The 17,386-nt window shown below is 63.3% G+C and carries 16 protein-coding genes; 6 read left to right on the forward strand and 10 right to left on the reverse strand.

Features of this window, described 5'->3' with window-relative positions; translation table 11 throughout:
- Window positions 1–7 precede the first annotated feature (7 nt).
- The 3 genes from D3227_RS24780 to D3227_RS24790 all read right to left on the reverse strand — a co-directional run bounded on the left by D3227_RS24780 (window position 8) and on the right by D3227_RS24790 (window position 3,419).
- Entirely contained in the window at window positions 8–397 is a 390-nt protein-coding gene (locus D3227_RS24780; RefSeq protein ID WP_120016972.1) for an SET domain-containing protein, read from the reverse strand.
- Window positions 398–599: 202 nt separating this feature from the next.
- On the reverse strand, window positions 600–1,226 hold the full coding sequence (locus tag D3227_RS24785; protein WP_120016903.1) for a LysE family translocator: 627 nt from the start codon (window positions 1,224–1,226) through the stop codon (window positions 600–602).
- An 81-nt stretch (window positions 1,227–1,307) separates the two neighbouring features.
- Window positions 1,308–3,419 (reverse strand): S9 family peptidase, encoded by a 2,112-nt coding sequence (locus tag D3227_RS24790; protein WP_120016904.1) that lies wholly within the window; start codon window positions 3,417–3,419, stop codon window positions 1,308–1,310.
- A gap of 111 nt (window positions 3,420–3,530) precedes the next feature.
- Between D3227_RS24790 and D3227_RS24795 the strand changes: the two genes are divergently transcribed.
- Both D3227_RS24795 and D3227_RS24800 read left to right on the forward strand, forming a co-directional pair.
- A complete protein-coding gene (locus D3227_RS24795) occupies window positions 3,531–3,902 on the forward strand; it encodes an SH3 domain-containing protein (protein WP_167480825.1) in 372 nt (123 codons plus the stop codon).
- 415 nt (window positions 3,903–4,317) lie between these two features.
- Window positions 4,318–4,743 (forward strand): Ros/MucR family transcriptional regulator, encoded by a 426-nt coding sequence (locus tag D3227_RS24800; protein ID WP_040581861.1) that lies wholly within the window; start codon window positions 4,318–4,320, stop codon window positions 4,741–4,743.
- Window positions 4,744–4,875: 132 nt separating this feature from the next.
- On the opposite strand, the gene D3227_RS24805 is transcribed toward D3227_RS24800, so the two are convergent.
- Window positions 4,876–5,304 carry a SufE family protein gene (locus D3227_RS24805; RefSeq protein WP_120016974.1) on the reverse strand — a complete coding sequence of 143 codons (429 nt, stop codon included), beginning with the start codon at window positions 5,302–5,304 and terminating at the stop codon, window positions 4,876–4,878.
- A 117-nt stretch (window positions 5,305–5,421) separates the two neighbouring features.
- Window positions 5,422–5,805, reverse strand: a complete 384-nt coding sequence (locus D3227_RS24810; protein ID WP_120016905.1) for a DUF5330 domain-containing protein — start codon at window positions 5,803–5,805, stop codon at window positions 5,422–5,424.
- 532 nt (window positions 5,806–6,337) lie between these two features.
- Between D3227_RS24810 and D3227_RS24815 the strand changes: the two genes are divergently transcribed.
- The 3 genes from D3227_RS24815 (at window position 6,338) to D3227_RS24825 (ending at window position 9,259) form a co-directional block, all read left to right on the forward strand.
- Complete coding sequence (locus D3227_RS24815; RefSeq protein WP_120016906.1) at window positions 6,338–8,068, forward strand: sensor histidine kinase; 1,731 nt, start codon at window positions 6,338–6,340, stop codon at window positions 8,066–8,068.
- Window positions 8,043–8,828, forward strand: coding sequence for a peptidoglycan-binding domain-containing protein (locus D3227_RS24820; protein WP_120016907.1), 786 nt, complete (start codon window positions 8,043–8,045; stop codon window positions 8,826–8,828). The genes D3227_RS24815 and D3227_RS24820 overlap by 26 nt, the downstream gene beginning before the upstream one ends.
- Window positions 8,829–8,911: 83 nt before the next feature.
- Window positions 8,912–9,259, forward strand: a complete 348-nt coding sequence (locus D3227_RS24825) for a DUF1491 family protein (RefSeq protein ID WP_120016908.1) — start codon at window positions 8,912–8,914, stop codon at window positions 9,257–9,259.
- Between the two features lie 7 nt (window positions 9,260–9,266).
- Here D3227_RS24825 and D3227_RS24830 read toward each other — a convergent pair whose 3' ends face one another.
- From D3227_RS24830 to D3227_RS24855, 5 genes are all read right to left on the reverse strand, one after another.
- Complete coding sequence (locus D3227_RS24830; protein ID WP_120016909.1) at window positions 9,267–10,286, reverse strand: DUF2336 domain-containing protein; 1,020 nt, start codon at window positions 10,284–10,286, stop codon at window positions 9,267–9,269.
- A 394-nt stretch (window positions 10,287–10,680) separates the two neighbouring features.
- The gene (locus D3227_RS24840) at window positions 10,681–11,229 is read right to left on the reverse strand and encodes a DUF1254 domain-containing protein (RefSeq protein WP_120016911.1); all 549 of its coding nucleotides are present in this window, start codon (window positions 11,227–11,229) and stop codon (window positions 10,681–10,683) included.
- Window positions 11,222–11,806 carry a DUF1214 domain-containing protein gene (locus tag D3227_RS24845; RefSeq protein WP_120016912.1) on the reverse strand — a complete coding sequence of 195 codons (585 nt, stop codon included), beginning with the start codon at window positions 11,804–11,806 and terminating at the stop codon, window positions 11,222–11,224. Before D3227_RS24845 ends, D3227_RS24840 begins: the two co-directional genes overlap by 8 nt.
- Before the next feature lie 90 nt (window positions 11,807–11,896).
- Window positions 11,897–14,056, reverse strand: a complete 2,160-nt coding sequence (locus D3227_RS24850) for a transglycosylase domain-containing protein (RefSeq protein ID WP_120016913.1) — start codon at window positions 14,054–14,056, stop codon at window positions 11,897–11,899.
- Window positions 14,057–14,219: 163 nt separating this feature from the next.
- Window positions 14,220–14,858, reverse strand: coding sequence for a TetR/AcrR family transcriptional regulator (locus D3227_RS24855; RefSeq protein ID WP_120016914.1), 639 nt, complete (start codon window positions 14,856–14,858; stop codon window positions 14,220–14,222).
- 112 nt (window positions 14,859–14,970) lie between these two features.
- Here D3227_RS24855 and D3227_RS24860 point away from each other — a divergent pair, with 112 nt between their 5' ends.
- Window positions 14,971–17,385, forward strand: a complete 2,415-nt coding sequence (locus D3227_RS24860; RefSeq protein ID WP_120016915.1) for a GcvT family protein — start codon at window positions 14,971–14,973, stop codon at window positions 17,383–17,385.
- Window position 17,386 lies beyond the last annotated feature (1 nt).

Here is a 17,386-nt window from a genome sequence, read left to right on the forward strand (position 1 = left end):
TTTTCGACTACGGGTGACGATCGCCCAGGAAGTCGAAACCGGTTTCGAAGAAATGGTTGTAATCGCAGGTCAGTTCCTCGCCGGGCGTGATGTCGCGCAACGCGTAAGTCTCCTCGGGCGAGGAGACGTCGCAGTTCGGTTCATCGGCGTGGTTCATATAGCGCGCGTCATCGGCTTCGAAGACGATGTATCCGGGGTTGCGCCGATCAGGATAGGAATAGCGGTCGAGATAGCCCTTCACCGGCCCGGTCTCCCCCTCATACGTGTCGACTTCGATCAGCCGGTCAAACCGCGGGTCGAGCTTCCAGACCAGCGTGCCCCGTGGAATGTGTTTCTTGGCGAAGACGCCGATGCCCTGGATGGGCGATTTGTCGAGATAGACGTCGACGAGCAGCATGGCGGACCCTTGCGAGATTGTGACTGGCAGGTGCGGCTCTGAAAAAGCCGGGCATTGGGTAGCGCGCGGCGATGGCAATTGCGAGCGGAAAATCAGCAGCGCCTGCCGCTGATTCAAAGCTTCGAAAAAGGTCATGCGCAAATCAAAAAATCATTACCCAAGGCGATATACGAGCCGTGCCGGCACATCGCCTGCCATGGCTCTAGCGCTGCTGCAGCGCCAGACGGATGCCGAGGGCGCAATAGATGCCGCCAACAACCTTGCCCTGCCATTTCTGCACGGCAGGATTTCGGCGTAGGAAAGTGCCGAGCCCACTCGCGCCCACCGCGAAAATCACCGTGCTGAAGAGGCCGAGTAAAACAAAGATGGCACCCAATGTCGCCAACTGGAGCATCACCGATCCGTTTTCGGGCCGCACGAACTGGGGAAGGAATGCAAGGAAGAAAAGGGCGGTCTTTGGGTTGAGCATCTCGGTCAGCACGGCCTGCCGAAATGCCTTGCCAGCAGAGATCGCAAGCGCGCCGGCTGCCGGATCGGCCGGCGCTCTCTCGATGATGGCGCGAATGCCGAGATAGACGAGATAGGCCGCGCCGATATACTTTATGATGCTGAACAGCATTGCCGAAGTGGCAATGATCGCTGAGATGCCGACCATCGCCATGAAGGTGTGAAACACGTCGCCGGCCGCGATCCCGGCGCCGGTCGCGATGCCCACCTTCGTTCCCGAACTCGTCGCCCGCGCCACCGTCAGCAGAGTGGCCGGGCCCGGAACGAAGACAAAGCCAAGCACAACCGCGACATAGGCAATCAATGTGGCGAGGTCGATCATCGCTGCGCGTCTCCGTTACTTTCGCCACCAATGAAAGCCACGTTGCGGAACGGAAGGCAATGACTGGTCATCGCATCGCATTCATCCGGCAAGATCGGCCTTGCCGGTCACCTTGAGCGCGAAGGCATAGGTGTAGGCGATCTCCTCCAGCCTGGAAAAGCGGCCGGAGGCGCCGGCGTGACCTGAGTCCATGTTGATCTTGAACAGCACCTGATTGTCGCCGCTCTTGCGCTCGCGCAGCCGCGCCACCCATTTGGCCGGCTCCCAATAGGTGACGCGCGGGTCGGTAAGCCCCGCCAGCGCCAGGATCGGCGGATAGTCGAGCGCGGCGATATTGTCATAGGGGGAATAGGCTGAGATCGTCCGGTAGTCTTCCGCAGAGGCGATCGGATTGCCCCACTCCGGCCATTCCGGCGGCGTCAGCGGCAGCGTCGCGTCGAGCATGGTGGTGAGCACATCGACGAACGGGACCTCGGCGACGATGCCGCCAAAACACTCCGGCGCCATGTTGGCGACCGCCCCCATCAGCATGCCGCCGGCCGAGCCGCCTTGCGCGACGATACGGTCATGCGCCGTGTAGCGCTCGGCGACGAGATGGCGGGCGCAGGCGATGAAGTCGGTGAAGGTGTTCATCTTGTGCTGCCGCTTGCCGTCGTCGTACCAGCCATAGCCCTTGTCCTTGCCGCCACGGACATGGGCGATCGCATAGACGAAGCCGCGGTCGACCAGCGACAGGCAGTTGGTGTTGAAGGCGGCCGGCACGGTGATGCCGTAGGAACCATAGCCATAGAGCAGGCAAGGTGCTGTGCCGTCGAGCGGCGAGTCACGATGATGGATCAGCGAGATCGGCACCAGTTCGCCATCGGCGGCCGGTGCCATCAGGCGGCGCGTGACATAGTGGTCCGGGTCGTGGCCGGAAGGCACTTCCTGGGTCTTCAGCAACACGCGCTCGCGGGTGCGCATGTTGTAGTCGAAGACCTGCGCCGGCGTCGTCATCGACGAATAGGTAAAGCGCATGAACTCGGTGTCGTATTCATAGGATCCGGACAGGCCAAGCGAAAACGCCTCCTCGTCGAACGAGATGAGATGTTCCTCGCCGCTCTTGCGATCGCGCACGACGATGCGCGGCAAGCCCTCCTTGCGCTCAAGACGGACCATATGCTCCTTGAAGCCGATCACCGACAGGATCAGCCGGCCGGCTTCGTGCGGCACCAACTCTTGCCAGTTGGCGCGCACCGGATCGTCAGCCGGCGCCGTCATGATCTTGAAGTCCTTGGCGCCGTCGGCATTGGTCAGGATGAAGAAGACGTCGCCGCCTTCCTCGAGATCGTATTGCAGGCCGCTCTCGCGCGCCGCCACTAGCTTCGGCTCGGCAAGCGGATCGCCGGCGCGCATCAGCCGGTATTCGGATGTCTCGTGATCGTTGATGCCGATCAGGATCCACTCGTTGGAGCGCGTGCCGCCGACATCCATGAAGAAGCCGGGATCGGTTTCCTCATAGACTAACCGGTCGTTTTCGGTTCCGTCGCCAAGCGCGTGGAACAACACCTTGGACGGGCGATGGTTGGAATCGAGCCTTGTGTAGAAGAAGCCGCTGTCCCCCGCATCCCAGACGCCGCCGCCGCCCGTATCGGGGATCTGATCCGTCAGTTCCTTGCCGCTGGCGAGATCCCGCACGCGAAGCGTGAAGAATTCAGAGCCCTTGTCGTCGAACGCCCATAAAAGCTTCCCGTGGTCGGCCGAATGGTCGACGCCGCCGAGCCTGAAATAGGCCTTGCCCTCGGCTTCCGCGTCGCCGTCAAGCAGGATCTGCTCGTCGCCGCCGTCGCGCGGCGTGCGGAAATAGCGCGGCTGCTCGCCGCCAAGCTTGAAGGACGAGCCGTAGGCGTAAGCGCCATCCTTCATCGGCACGGTGGAGTCGTCTTCCTTGATGCGCCCTTTCATCTCCGTGAAAAGTTGCTTCCGCAGCGGGGCCATATCGGCGGTCAGCGTTGCCTGGTAGGCGTTCTCGGCTTCGAGATGAGCGCGGATGTCGCCGTCGAGCAGGGAAGGATCCCTGAACATCGCCTGCCAGTTATCGGCGCGCAGCCAGCCATAGTCGTCGGTACGGGTGAAGCCGTGATGCGTGTCGAAAACAGGCCGTTTCTCGGGCTGCGGCGGGCTGGCGGTCGGAAATGCTGGTGTCCTGGTCATTGCGTCTCGCTGGGAAGTTGTTTGAATGGCAAATGAACACGCCGATCAGCACCGGTTCAAGGGCAGGACGGCAGGGTGAGGGCGGCTCTCAGGAGATGGGCCGGAGGAGAGATGATGAAATTCTATTTTCGTACCGCTGCGGCTCTCGCCGTTGCTTCGACTGTTCTGGCCTTCACCGGTCAGTCTCATGCAACCGTGTTCGCGGCTTGGCAAGTGGCCAACGTGCCGTTTGGCGACACGCTCAACGCACGCAAATATCCATCAGGTGAATCGCAGAAGCAGGCTGCCTACCCCAATGGGACAGTCTTGCAGATGACTGGCAAATGCACCGGCGGCATAAACCTGCTCGATATCGCCGGCCAGCCGAACTGGAAGCAGGAACAGAAGATCCGCTATCGCTGGTGCGAAATCTGGCATGACCCGGCACAGAACGGCCATTTCGTCACCGGCTGGGTCTATGGGAAGTACATCACGCCCCATTGACCGGCCCTGTTCCCTGCCGCTCAGGTCGCGCGCACCAGTAACGCACTGCAACCCATGATTTCATTAGGATCGGGAAACCTTTCGACCTGTTTCAGGTCAAGCAAAGCCGAAGCATTACGCTCCTTTTAGCTGTTGCTGCTGATGTAACGGGGGCCTGACGTCGCGTCAGCCGGCGCTGGTCTGACCAGAAAAATCTCGCTAAGTTACAAATCGCACGAAAGTTTGAAGCTGAACGGCGAATATTTGATTATTATCGCTGAATATAACGCAATATGCGAATTGACTTACTTGGTTAGTAGGCTCATTAAGATTCCCCGACGCGAATCGCAGAGTCTCTCACCTGCACGAAAATTCGCGCGATGCCCTGCCAAAAAAGGGCGCAGTTAGAAACAACTCTCGTTGGGGTCTGAATATGATGGATATCGTCGAAACACCTTCCAGAAACAGCGATGCGCTGATCGAGCTGACCGCCGATGTGGTGGCCGCCTATGTCAGCAACAATCCCGTGCCGGTCGGCGAACTGCCGAACCTTATCGCCGATGTCCATGCCGCTCTCGGGCGCGTGGGCGGAACCGCCGAGGCGCCTGTCGCCGACAAGCAGAAGCCTGCGGTGAACCCGAAGCGCTCAGTCCATGACGACTACATCGTCTGTCTCGAGGACGGCAAGAAATTCAAGTCGCTGAAGCGCCACCTGATGACCCACTACAATCTGACGCCCGACGAATACCGCGAGAAGTGGGGCCTGGACGCAAGCTATCCGATGGTTGCTCCCAACTATGCCGCGGCTCGCTCGCAGCTTGCCAAGAAGATGGGTCTCGGCCGCAAGCGCAAGGGCCGCTGATACCGGCTCTTCCTGATTTCGTTTCGACGACAGACGGCGCCTGCGGGCGCCGTTTTGCTTTGAATGGATTTTTTATCTACGGCAAACCGGCCGCCGGGCAGACGAACAGCCCTCACGCCGGCTTATGTCCGGTCAGGCGGTCTGCTTCAGCGCCGCATCGGCGTCGCGCTTGATGCGCTTGACCATCGAGCGGAGGCCATTGGCGCGCTGCGGCGACAGATGTTCGTCGAGGCCGAGGCCTTTCAGCGTCGCTTCCGCGTCGGTTTCCCGGATTTCGCTCGCCGGCCGTTCCGAAAATAGTGCCAGCATGATGGCGACCAGGCCGCGCACGATATGGGCGTCGGAATCGCCCTTGAAAGAGATGACCGGATCGGCGCCCGGTCCCTGTTCGGTGGTCAGCCAGACCTGGCTGACGCAGCCCGGCACCTTGTTGGCGGAGGTACGCTCGGCATCCGGAAATGGCGGCAGCGCTTCGCCCAATTCGATCACATAGCGATAACGGTCTTCCCACTCGTCGAGCAGGGAAAAGTCGTCGCGGATCGTCTGGATCGTCGTCATCATCATACCGGATATAGTCATCCGGCACTGTCGCGTCACGGAAAAAGAAGAAAAACACCGCAGGCGTCGAGAGGTCGGACGCGCCTGCGGTGTCGCCAAGATCTGCGGCAGGAAAAGGTCTCAGTTGGTCGTCGGCAGTCTTACCGGTATCTCGACTGTCGCCGGCAGGACGATAGTCTCGGCCACACTGCCGGTGGCAACCGTGGTATCGAGCCCGGCAGCCTGCTTGCCGCCCGTTTGCTGCTGGTCGTCGAGCATGGCGGCCGCGATCTTGGCGGTCTCCTTGGCCCGGGCAGTAATCGTGTGCATGGCGGACTTGCCGGTCTCGCAGACATCGGGTTTGCGCTCGCAAATGCCGGCGATGTCGCCGACCGCTTCGCGCGCCGCAAACAGGGCCTGGATCGGCCCGACGCTTTCGTGGCCGGCCTCGTCGGTGCCAACATTCAGCGGCAGCGCCAGAAGCACCAGCGAGAACCAGAAAGCCGCCCTTATAAGAAAGCCCATCTCAATGCCCTCTCGTCGTGACCGGATCATGCATCCGTTGGCATGACCTCTTTTATGGGCAGGATAGTGACACGCCCGCGCAAAGGACGGCTTGCGCCGAAACCGAGGATTTTCCTCAAATTTTAGGCAAATTCGAAACGATTGGTTTTGCAATCGATTTAACTTGAAAGTTGTCGATTTTGTTCATCAAGCAGTAACCATCCATCTGGTTGATTTTTATGGGTATTCTCGGGCACGGAGCGACGCTGGCAGCCTGGGCCGAAGGCACGGTGGCGCCCGATCCGCATAACGCTCCATTTACCATGACGGCAGATCGCCGGGCTTTGCTGTGCCGGCGTCCCGATATTTGCCGCGGGCCTGGCGTCGGTCGGGTCCTGCCTTATCCATTCCTTAAACGCTCAATGCGAGTTTCAGATCAATAAAAGCGACCTGCAAAAAGCAGGGCAATTCACGACCGGGTGCGAGTGCGTTGAGTTCGATTACGGCCACATACGTCGAATTGCCTGGCGCGATAGCGGCCGGCTGCGAACGTATGGTTCATCCGACCATCACCGCACCGGATGAGCGCTTGCGTCAGCGCCGGTTCATCGGCGTCATGCTGGCAGCCCCCTTCCTTGCCGCAGGCGCCGCGGTGACGCTGGTCACCTCCAGCCTGGGCGCGGCCGTCACAGTGGTTGCGATCTTCGCTGCCTTCGGCCTGTGCTGGTTCGCCGCCCTGCTGGTCGCCGCGACGGGCCGGATGGCCTTGGCCGGCCAAGCGGCGCTCGCTATGGGCGGCCTCGCGCTTGCCGGCGCGATCTTGGCCGCAGGCGGCCTGGCCTCGCCGATTGCCCTGCTTGCCGTGGCATTGCCGTTCGAAGCCTGGTGGATCGGCGGATCGCGGCGCGCTGGCCTGTGGGGTGCGCTGTGCGCGCTCGCAGCGATCCTGCTGCAGCCCTTTGCCGGCTCCATCCTGCCGCTCGGTCCGTCGGAAATCGCGGCTTGGCACTGGCTGCTGCCGCTGGCCTGGGCGCTGACGTTGGCTGTGCGGCTGACGGCGCTGCGCAACCCCGCCAACGCTGGGCATGCGACCCCTGCCGACGACCATCTCGAGCATATGATCGATGCGGTTGTCCTGCGCGTTGCCAGACATGGCGAGGTGCTGGATGCCTCGGCCAAGGCGCGCAGCATTCTGAAGTTGCCGCCGGAGCTTTTGTTCGGCGCCGGCCTGTTCGAGCGCGTCCATCTCTCCGACCGTGTCGCCTACCTCAGCGCGCTCGCCGACATGCGCGACGGAGCCGTGGCGCGCCGGGTCGACCTGCGCGTCCGGCTGCCGAGCGACGGCGCTTCGTCCGACAATTTCAGGCCGTTCCGCCTCGATCTGATGCGGGCCGAGCATCAGCAGGATGTGTTCACGCTGCTGCTGCGCGAAAACGACGACGTCGCCGGGCTGCGCGAAGAGCTTGCCGCGGCAAAAGAGGCGACCGCGGCCGCCGAAGTAGCCAAGGGCCGTTTCCTGGCGGTGGTCAGCCACGAGCTTCGCACGCCTTTGAATGCCATCATCGGCTTTTCCGACATGCTGCTGCATGAGATGTTCGGCGCCTTCAAGGATCCGCGCCAGAAGGAATATGTCGGCCTGGTCAGGGACTCCGGCCAGCATCTGCTCGGCGTCGTCACCTCGATTCTCGATGTCTCCAGGATCGAGGCCGGCGCCTACGCGACCGAGCCGGAACCGTTCCGTTTCGTCGAAGCGGTCGACATGTGCCGGTCGATGATGCAGCTGCAGGCCCAGGCCAAGAGCATCCGCCTTACGACGCAGATCGCCCCCGACTCTGGCGAGATCAATGCCGATCGCCGCGCCGTGCAGCAGATCCTGATCAACCTCGTCTCCAACGCCATCAAGTTCACGCCCGACGGCGGCGATGTCGTGGTCGGCGCCAAGCGGGTCGGCTCGCGGCTGCATTTCTGGGTCAGCGACACCGGCATCGGCATTGCGGAGGAGGATTTTGAAAATCTCGGCAAGCCGTTCATGCAGATCCAGAACGACTATTCGCGCCGCTTCGAGGGAACCGGTCTCGGCCTGTCGCTGGTCAAGGGCCTGGTGGCGCTGCACGACGGCACGATGTCGATCGAGAGCATGCTGGGCGAGGGCACCATGGTGACGATCAGCCTGCCGGTGAACGGGCCGAAGGGACGTTCGAAGGGCAAGGACGGCAGCGTGCTGCCGATGCCCGCGGTGATGACGAAGGGGGACAGGAATGGCTCGCTCCGCAAAACAGGCTAAGGCGGTCAAACGCCGCGGCAGCGCCTTCGAGGACGGCGCGATGGCCGTCGGCGGCATGATCTCGCGCAACCCCGTCTTGGTCGGTGGCTCGACCGCATTCCTGGTCACGTTGTTTTACGTCTCGGCCAATGCGCTCTGGTACCAGCCGTTTCCGCACGCCGGCGCGTTCTTTGCCACCAGGAGCATCGAGGACTTTCCGCGCACAGGCTCAGACGAGCCCGAAACCACCATCAACATCGTGCGTCCGGCGCCGGTCAAAAGCGACCCAACAATCGAAGAGGTCCAGGGCATATTGAAGGACCTCGATTTCTACTCCGGCACCGTCGACGGCATTTCCGGTCCCAACACGCGCAAAGCCATCCAGGCCTACCAGCAAAAAGTCGGTCTGGCCGCCTCGGGCGAAATCGACGCCGTGCTGCTCGACCAGCTGGGCGCCCGGCAGACGACAGCAGGCATTCCGCATCCGGCGCCGCGGCCCGTGGACACCGCTGCCGCCCCGGCCGCCACTGATTCTACGCCCACGCCCATCCCGGCCTCCGCGCCGGCGAATGCAGAGGCGCAGGCGCCCGATGCCCGCATCGTCAAGATCCAGGCCGGGCTGAAGGCGTTCGGCAATGACGACATGCAACTCGACGGCGTCGTCGGCGCCCGCACCAAGGCGGCGATCAAGGAATTCCAGTCGCTTTTCGGCCTGCCCGAAACCGGCGAGCCCGACGAGGTCGTCTACGTCAAGATGCGCGAGATCGGCCTGACGAACTGACCCTTGGGGCAGTGGCTGACCGAACCGTTCCTGTTTCCGGCGCGATGCTGTAAGGAGCCGCGCATGTCGACCGGAAACCTCCCATGCGTGTAACCACTGATCTGTGGGTGTCGGCCCTGTTGCGCCGGGTGTTCGGCGCTGGTGGCTTTGCCGCGGTGGTCAAGCGCGGTGCCGCCGAGGCTGGCGCCGTCTTCGTGCTTGCGCGAAGCAGGCTGGGCGAGATCGCCCTGTTCGGGCCAGCGCCGCAAACGAGCTACGATTCGGCCAGGCCCGACGACCGTTTCTTCACCCTGCTCGGCTCGGGCGACGATGCCACCGTGCTCGACGCCAGGCTGGAGCGCGAGAAGAAATTCGATACCGATATCTGGGTGGTCGAGATCGAGGCCGGCGCCGTTCCGATCGAGGAACTGCTTTCGGTCAAGACGGAATAAGGCTGGATTAGGACGCCTTGTGGCTGGGCGCCGAGTCGTCACTGTTCAACGCTTCGCGCGCGTCGGAGTTTGCACTGCCCTGGCCGCTGTCACGGATCGCCCGCGACAATGTCTCGGCCTTCCAGCCGCGCACCCTGTCCAGCGCCGCCTCGCGATGCAGCAGCCGGTAACGATCTAGGAACAGCCGGATTGCCTGTGGATGCGGAAACTCGCTGGGATAGACGGCGACCGCGATCAGGAAGGCCCGGTCCTCGCTGATATCGAGTGCCTTGAGCGCGGTAAGCAGCGCGGCATAGCTCGACTGTTCGATGAGCGACCGTGCCGTCTGGAAATCGATGTCGAGCGCATCGGCAAGTGCGGTCTGGAAGAAGGCTGCATTGCCGGTCAGCGCCGTCTCGCGCAGCTTGGCGTAGCTCGCCTGGCCGAGGAACGGGTTGACGCAGGCATCCTTGCCCGCCGCATCGGGGCGCATCATCGCGCGCAGCCGGCGCCTTGCGTTCTCGGCGGCATTGCCGGGTGGCTCCTGCGTTTCCGCGCCCGCGGCATTGGCGGCCACTTCCTTCGCCGGCATTGCCGTCACGATAGTCTGCGGCGGCCGCATCCTGACCAGCGTCGGCTTTTCAAGCGCCTTGATCAGATCCGATATGGTCGGGTTCAGGTCCTTGCGCCGCGCAATGGCGCGCGCATGCGGCAGGCCGTGCCGTCCGATCAGCGCGATGAGGTCGATGTCGCTCAGCGCCCGCGAGCGGATGAGCAGGGGAGCGGCGGTATCGACCGGCTCTTCGGCCAGCCGCCGCACCAGCGCGTTGGGCGCATATTCGCATTCGGAAAGGGCTGCGGCGACATAGCGGCGCGATTCGACCGACACCTCGTCGAACAGCGGCAGTGTCAGATCTTCGAGCTGGGCGATCTCGCGGCGCGACGGCCGGGTCAGCGAGCAGAATGCCGACACCACGGCGCGGAACAGCCTTTCGGCCTTTCCCGCTTCAGCCCGAATAGCGATTTGCCTGAAATCCGAAGATGACACGGAGGATACGCCCGACACTCGACACGACCTGGACCACGCTCGACCGGGACTGTGTCGGTTTCGCGATTACCAAGAACAAAGATCAAGTTAGCGACGATCCGTTAGCGCTCCGTTAACCCTCTGCCCGCCTTAATCACATTTGGAGGCGTTGCGTTGTGCTCCGGGGCAACCGAGAGGAATGCGCGAACCATGGGCATGGTACTGTCTTTCGTGCCGCGAACGGCACCAACCAATCGAGCAAGTCAAAACACCGGCACGCCGGCGGCGGTGATCATTTTCCCCGGCGTCCGCTACGAACCTTCGCCGCTAACCGGCGATGCGAGGCCAAGCGGTCCGGACAAGCCGGGTGCGCCGAGGACTCCTGTTCCGCATCATTAGGGCGCCGCGGTCGAAATCAATAGTCCTGCAGTTGGCAGGAACTCTGCTCCAGAAACTGTGAGACGACAGGCTTCCAGCTGTCGTCGGGCACGAAGGAGCGGATAACGAATATGCCTTCCTCGATCGGTGCTTCGACGAAGATCGCGCCCTGCAGCTCCTCGGGAAGTTCCCTGCGCACGTCGATCATCTGAGCCGGCGTCAGCACCACGGTGTCGAGCACGCCGCCGGTGGCGCTGTGGTCGTTGAAGGAATAGAGGTTGTGGCCGCTGCGGTCATAGACCGAGACCGACCAGAACGGCACGTTTCCCGGCGCCTTGACCCGCACCATTCCCTCGGCAAGATCGAAGCGGCAGGCCGCTGCATAAAACAGCGGGTCGACGGATTTCACCACCGGCGCACCGCCGGCCTCGGCGTCGAGCCTGGTCATCTTGTAGAGGTCCGAGGCCATCGCCAGTCGCGACCAGGCGTCGCGTTCGGAAAACTCCGGCACCAGCATCAAGACGACGATATGCACGATGCCGGCGCCAAGCAGACCGAGCAGGACGGTGTGCAGCAACTTACGCATTGCAGCCGGCTTTCACGATCCTGGGCAGCGTCACATCGGAAAGGCCGGTACTGCTGGCGATCGGCGTGTCGTAGAAGGTGAGCACGAAATACATCCGTCCGAAGCCGTCGGTCAGAAGCCAGTTGCCGGGGGCCGGGCGGTTGCCGACGGTGATGATCACCGAATTGTCGGGCTGGCGCAGCACCTGATAGGACTGCAACGCCGCAAGCCTCGGCTTGTCGGTGTCGACCACGCCGAGCGATTGGTCGGCGGCATAGAGGGTCCAGAAGCGGGCAGTGGGAAAGCTGCCTTCGATCGTATAGGCGCATTCGCGCCTGAGCTGGTCGCCGCCGGCATCGCGTTCGGCGATGAAGGAGAGCCCCTCGGCCCGGCCGAGCGCCAGCACGCCCTCGCGCGCCACGCGTGCCTTCGAATAGGGGTCGGCTGCTTGCGTGCCGATCTCGGGGAAGGCGGTCCACTGGCCGATCCTGATCGCGCCGACGCCGTCCTGTGCCTTCAGCGCATACCAGACGCTGCCGCCGCCGCCGCCGATGGCGATGGCAAGCGCGACGAGCGTCAGGAAGGCGTTCTTGAGCATCAGGAGCCGGGAACAGAGAGAGGATTGCCGTTCGGGGATATCGCGGGGCAGGGGCTCGTGGCAAGGCCGGCGTCCGGCTGAATTGGCCGCTCAGAGCGCCGACAGCGTCTCCGGCGCCTTGGGGGGCTCGAGCACGGGCGCTGCCTGGAACATCTTGGTCATCTCCCGCAGCGTCTGCGTGGTGCGGCTGGACAGCACCGGCGGGCGCTCGGCAGCGGCTTCGGCCTCGGCCTGCTCGGCGTTCTTCTTTGCCGCCTCCTCGGCCTTGGCCGCGACTTCGGGATCGACGAAGGGATGATCGAGGCCGGGGATCGGCTTGAGGTCGATGTTCTGGTGCGCGTAGACCATCAGCCGCTGCCACACCATCGCCGGCAGCGTGCCGCCCGTCATGTTCTTGGTCGGGGTGAAGTCGTCATTGCCGAGCCAGACGGCGGCCGTGTAGTTGCCGGTGAAGCCGACAAACCAGGCATCGCGGTAGGATTGCGTCGTGCCGGTCTTGCCGGCGACGACGATGTTGGGAAGCAGGGCGCGCCGTGCCGTGCCGATCACCGGCACTGCCGCCAGCATGGTGTTCATGTATTTCAGCGCCTGTTCCGACAGCACGCGGTGCGGCGGCGGCGCGTCCTTGGCGAAATCGTAGACCACCTCGCCGGTGCGGGTGAGGAGCTGCGTGATGCCGTGCCGCGAACCGACGAAACCGTTCTGCGCGAACACGCTGTAGCCGGTCGCCTGGTCCATGACCGTCATGCCCGACGTGCCGAGCACCATGGTCTTGTGCCCTTCGAGCGGCGACTCCACGCCCATCGCCTCGGCCATCGCCTTGATCGGGCCGATGCCGAGATAGTCCTTGGCCAGTCGCACCGGCACGGTGTTGATCGATTTGGCGATCGCGGTGATCAGCGTCACGTTGCCGGCCGAGCCGCCATTGTAATTGTGCGGCGACCAGCCGCCCCAGCTGATCGCGCCGCCTGATACCACCGAGTCCGGCGTGAAGCCGTGCTCCATCGCTGTGGCGTAGACATAGGGCTTGAAGGACGAGCCGGTCTGGCGCAGCGCCTTGGTGGCGCGGTTGAACTGGCTGGCGCCATAGTCGCGGCCGCCGACGATCGCCCTGACCGCACCATTGGTCTCGATAACCACCACCGCCCCTTCGGTGACGTTGTATTCCTTGCCGAACTGGCGCAGGTGGAATTCGACGGACTCTTCGGCCGCCTTCTGGATGTTGGCGTCGAAAGTGGTGTGGGCGACCAATGAGTGCTGGCCGGACTTGGCGGCGATCTTCTTGACCTCGTCGAAGGCCCAGTCGAGGAAATAGTCGGGACTCTTCTGTTCGCCGCGATCGACGACGTCGGCCGGATGCAGCCTTGCCTGCAGCACCTGGCCTTCGGTCATGAAGCCGGAATCGACAAGGTTCGACAGCACCACATTGGCCCGGGCACGCGCCGCGGGCAGGTTGATGTGCGGTGCGTATTTGGTCGGCGCCTTGAACAGGCCGGCCAGCATCGCCGCCTCGGCGAGGTTCAAATCCTTGACGCTCTTGCCGAAATAGAAGTCCGCCGCCGCCTCGATGCCGAAGGTGCCGCCGCCCATATAGGCGCGGTCGAGATAGAGCTGCAGGATCTCCTTCTTCGACAGATTGGCTTCCAGCCACAGCGACAGGAAGGCTTCCTTGATCTTGCGCTGCAAGGTGCGCTCATTCGAGAGGAACAGGTTCTTGGCCAGCTGCTGGGTGATGCTGGAGCCGCCCTGGACGACGGAATTGGCGCGCACATTCTCGAAGATCGCGCGCGACAAGCCGAGCACGTCGATGCCGTAATGGTCGAAGAAACGCCGGTCCTCGGTCGCCAGCACCGCCTTGATGACATGGTCGGGCATCTCGTCGACCGGTACCGAGTCGCGCTGGATGATGCCGCGCTGGCCGATCTCGTTGCCATAGCGGTCGAGGAAGGTGACAGCAAAGTCGCCCTGCGTGCGCCAGTCGCCGGTGGTGATCTGGAAGGCCGGCAAGGCCAGCGCCAAGAGCACCACGATGCCGCCGGCGCCGATCGTAAACCCTTCGCTCAGCACCTCGATGATGCCGCGCCGCCAGCCTTTGACACGGAACCGCCGGGAAAAGATCGTCGCCGCTTCCCAGAACTGGCGCGCCCTGAAGCCGATCTCATAAAGCGAAGAATCGAGCCACGCATCCACCGCCAGCAGCGCCGCTGCGATCGGACCTCTTCTCTTGCGTGGCATCAAAGGACTGGTCATTCCAGAATTCCGCCCCACGCCGTGACCTGAGAGCCGCACACGGGCAACTTCAGGACGGCGCCCCGGAGAAGACTATTCGTCCATTTTAGCACTGCTCACAAGGGCAGCGAAGCCACACCGCGCGGTTTGTTGATGGTAAGGAAAATGCTTTGCCGCGGCGGCATCACCGCGCCGCGATGAAGCGCATGAAATGCGCCACGTCGGCCTCGCTCGGCTCCTGGCCGGTGAAGCTGCGCAGATAGGCGGCGAGGTGGCTGACCCGGGCCTCGACCGGCTCCTTGAGGTCGAGCACGTAGTAACCGATCTGCATGTAGTAGAGCACACGGGCGCGGATGAAGGCGTCTTCCTCGTCATAGCCGTGCCGGCGATACATGTCGCGGATGGCGACGAGGCGCTCGTCGTCTGCCTGGTCGATCATGCGCCGCACATCGTCGGAGCGGCGCGCCCATTCGCGGATGGCAAAGTCCAGCCGGGGATCGAACAGGCGCTCGTCGGCCCAGCATTCGAAGACATTCATGACCCCCATGATGATGCTTTCGGCCGGCCGCTGGGCGCGTTCGACGATCGCCTTGGTGTTGGTGTCGTGCCAGTGTGCGAGCAACTGGTCGAGCAGGTCCTGGCGGCTCTGGAAATACCAGTAGAAGCTCGAGCGCGAGACGCCGAGCTTTTGGCCGAGCGGCAGCACGCGCACGCTTTCGATGCCGTCCGAAATCAGCGTCTGCAGCGCCAGATTGATCCAGTCCCAGCGCGTCACCTTGATGTTGCCGGGCGTCGGCTCGTCCTGGGGTGCAATCATGATCATGACCGCACAAGTGCCATGGCGCGCAGCGGCGTGCAAGCAGTCTGTACACTAGTGTCTAGACACATATGTACAGTGCCTGTATGGTGAGGGCCTCCAACGAGGGGAGAGGCTCGTGAAGTCACACTATCGCGCAGTCGTCATCGGGGGTGGGGTGGTCGGGGCCTCGGTGCTCTATCATCTGGCGCGCTTCGGCTGGAGCGATGTGGCGCTGATCGAGCGCGCCGAGCTGACGGCCGGTTCGACCTGGCACGCCGCGGCCGGCTTCCACGCGTTGAACGCCGACCCGAATGTCGCGGCGCTGCAGGACTACACGATCAAGCTCTATCGCGAGATCGAGGCCGAGTCCGGCCAGAATGCCGGCCTGCACATGACCGGCGGCGTCAACATGGCCAGCGACCCGCAGCGCTGGGAGTGGTTGAAATCGGCCTGGGCGGTATTCCAATCGGTCGGCATCGAGACCGCCCGGCTGGTGACGCCCGACGAGATCAAGGCGATCTGCCCGATCGTCGATGTCAGTGATGTGCTGGGCGGCCTTTACGATTCCAACGAAGGCCATCTCGACCCCTATGGCACCACCCATGCCTATGCCGGAGCTGCGAAAAAACGCGGCGCCGATGTCATCCTGCGCAACCGCGTGCTCGACCTCAAGCAGCGTGCCGATGGCAGCTGGGACGTCTTCACCGAACAGGGCTTGATCGTCGCCGAGCATGTCGTCAACGCCGGCGGTCTCTGGGCAAAGCAGCTAGGCCGCATGGCCGGCGTCGATCTGCCGGTGACGCCGATGGAGCACCACTATTTCGTCACCGAGGACATTCCCGAGGTCGCCGCGCTCGACAAGGAGCTTGGCCTCGCCGTCGATCTCGACGGCTTTGCCTATCTCCGCCAGGAGCGCAAAGGTGTTCTGCTCGGCGTCTACGAGCAGAACCCAAAACACTGGAACATGGATGGCGCGCCCTGGGATTACGGCATCGAGCTGATCCCGGAAGACATCGACCGCATCAGCCCGGAACTCGCCAAGGCCTATGAGCGCTTTCCTTGTCTGGCGACGGCCGGCATCCGCAAATGGGTCAACGGTGCCTTCACCTTCACGCCCGACGGCAACCCGATCGTCGGACCGGTGCGTGGCTTGAGCAACTATTGGGTCGCCTGCGGCGTCATGGCCGGCTTCAGCCAGGGCGGTGGCGTAGGCAAATCGCTGGCCGAATGGATGATCCATGGCGAGCCGCAGGCCGATATTTTCGGCATGGACATCGCCCGCTACGGCGCCTTCGCCGCCAACCGCGAATATTTGAAACAAACGACGCGGCAGTTCTATGCCCGCCGCTTCGTCATGACCTTCCCCAACGAGCGCCTGCCGGCCGGCCGGCCGCTGAAACGCCCCGGCGCCTATGACGGGATGACGGCGGCCGGATGCGAATGGACGTCGTCCTGGGGCCTGGAAATCCCGGCCTATTTCGCGCCGATGGGTTTTCGCGAAAACACCACGCTGAAGCGCTCCAACGCCTTCGACATCGTCGGCGACGAGGCGCTGCAGGTGCGCCACGCCGCCGGTCTCGTCGATACCTCCGCCTTCTCCCGCTACGCTGTATCCGGGCCGGGCGCGGAAGCCTGGCTCGACCGGCTGCTCGCCTGCAGGCTGCCGAAACCGGGGCAGGCGAGGCTGGCGCCAATGCTTGGCCATGACGGAAGGCTGAAGGGCGATCTCACCGTCCTCAACTGGGGCGGCGGTGAGTACTGGATCATGGGTTCCTACTATCTCAGGGAATTCCACATGCGCTGGTTCGAGGCGCATGGCGCGGAGGGCGTTTCTGTCACCGACATTTCCGACACGATGACCGGCTTCCTCGTCACCGGGCCGCATGCGCGGGAAATCGTGGCGCGAACGACGCATCAGGATGTCTCGGCTGATGCCCTTCCGTTCATGGCCTGCGGCGTGTTCGACATCGGCATGGCGCAAACGCGGGTTGCCCGCCTGTCGATCGCCGGTGAGGTAGGCTTCGAGATCAATTGTCCGGCCACCATGCACGCCACGTTGCGCGACACGCTGCTTACGGCCGGCGAGGATCTCGGCCTGGCGGAAGTCGGCTTCTATGCGCTTAATGCGCTTCGGCTGGAAAAGAGCTTCGGCATCTGGTCGCGCGAATTCACACAGGCCTACACGCCCGGCCAGACCGGGCTCGGCCGTTTCATTGCCTTCGGCAAGGGCGATTTCATCGGCCGCGATGCCGCGCTGAGGGAGCGCGATGGCGGTGGCGCCGGGCAATGCCTGGTGACGCTGGAGGTCGATGCTGTCGACGCCGACGCCAGCGGCTTCGAGCCGGTCTGGCACAAGAGCCGGCGCGTTGGCTTCGTCACCTCGGGGGGCTATGGCTACACGGTCGGCAAGAGCTTGGCGTTGGCGCTTGTCGAAAGTGATTTTGCTAGGGAAGGTACCGCGTTGACGGTGCATGTCGTCGGCGTTGAGCAGCCGGCGCGCGTCATTCCGACCTCACCCTACGACCCCGAGGGCAGGGCGATGCGTCAATGAG

It is taken from the genome of Mesorhizobium waimense, assembly GCF_003601975.1.
GTDB classification, from domain to species: Bacteria; Pseudomonadota; Alphaproteobacteria; order Rhizobiales; family Rhizobiaceae; genus Mesorhizobium; species Mesorhizobium waimense.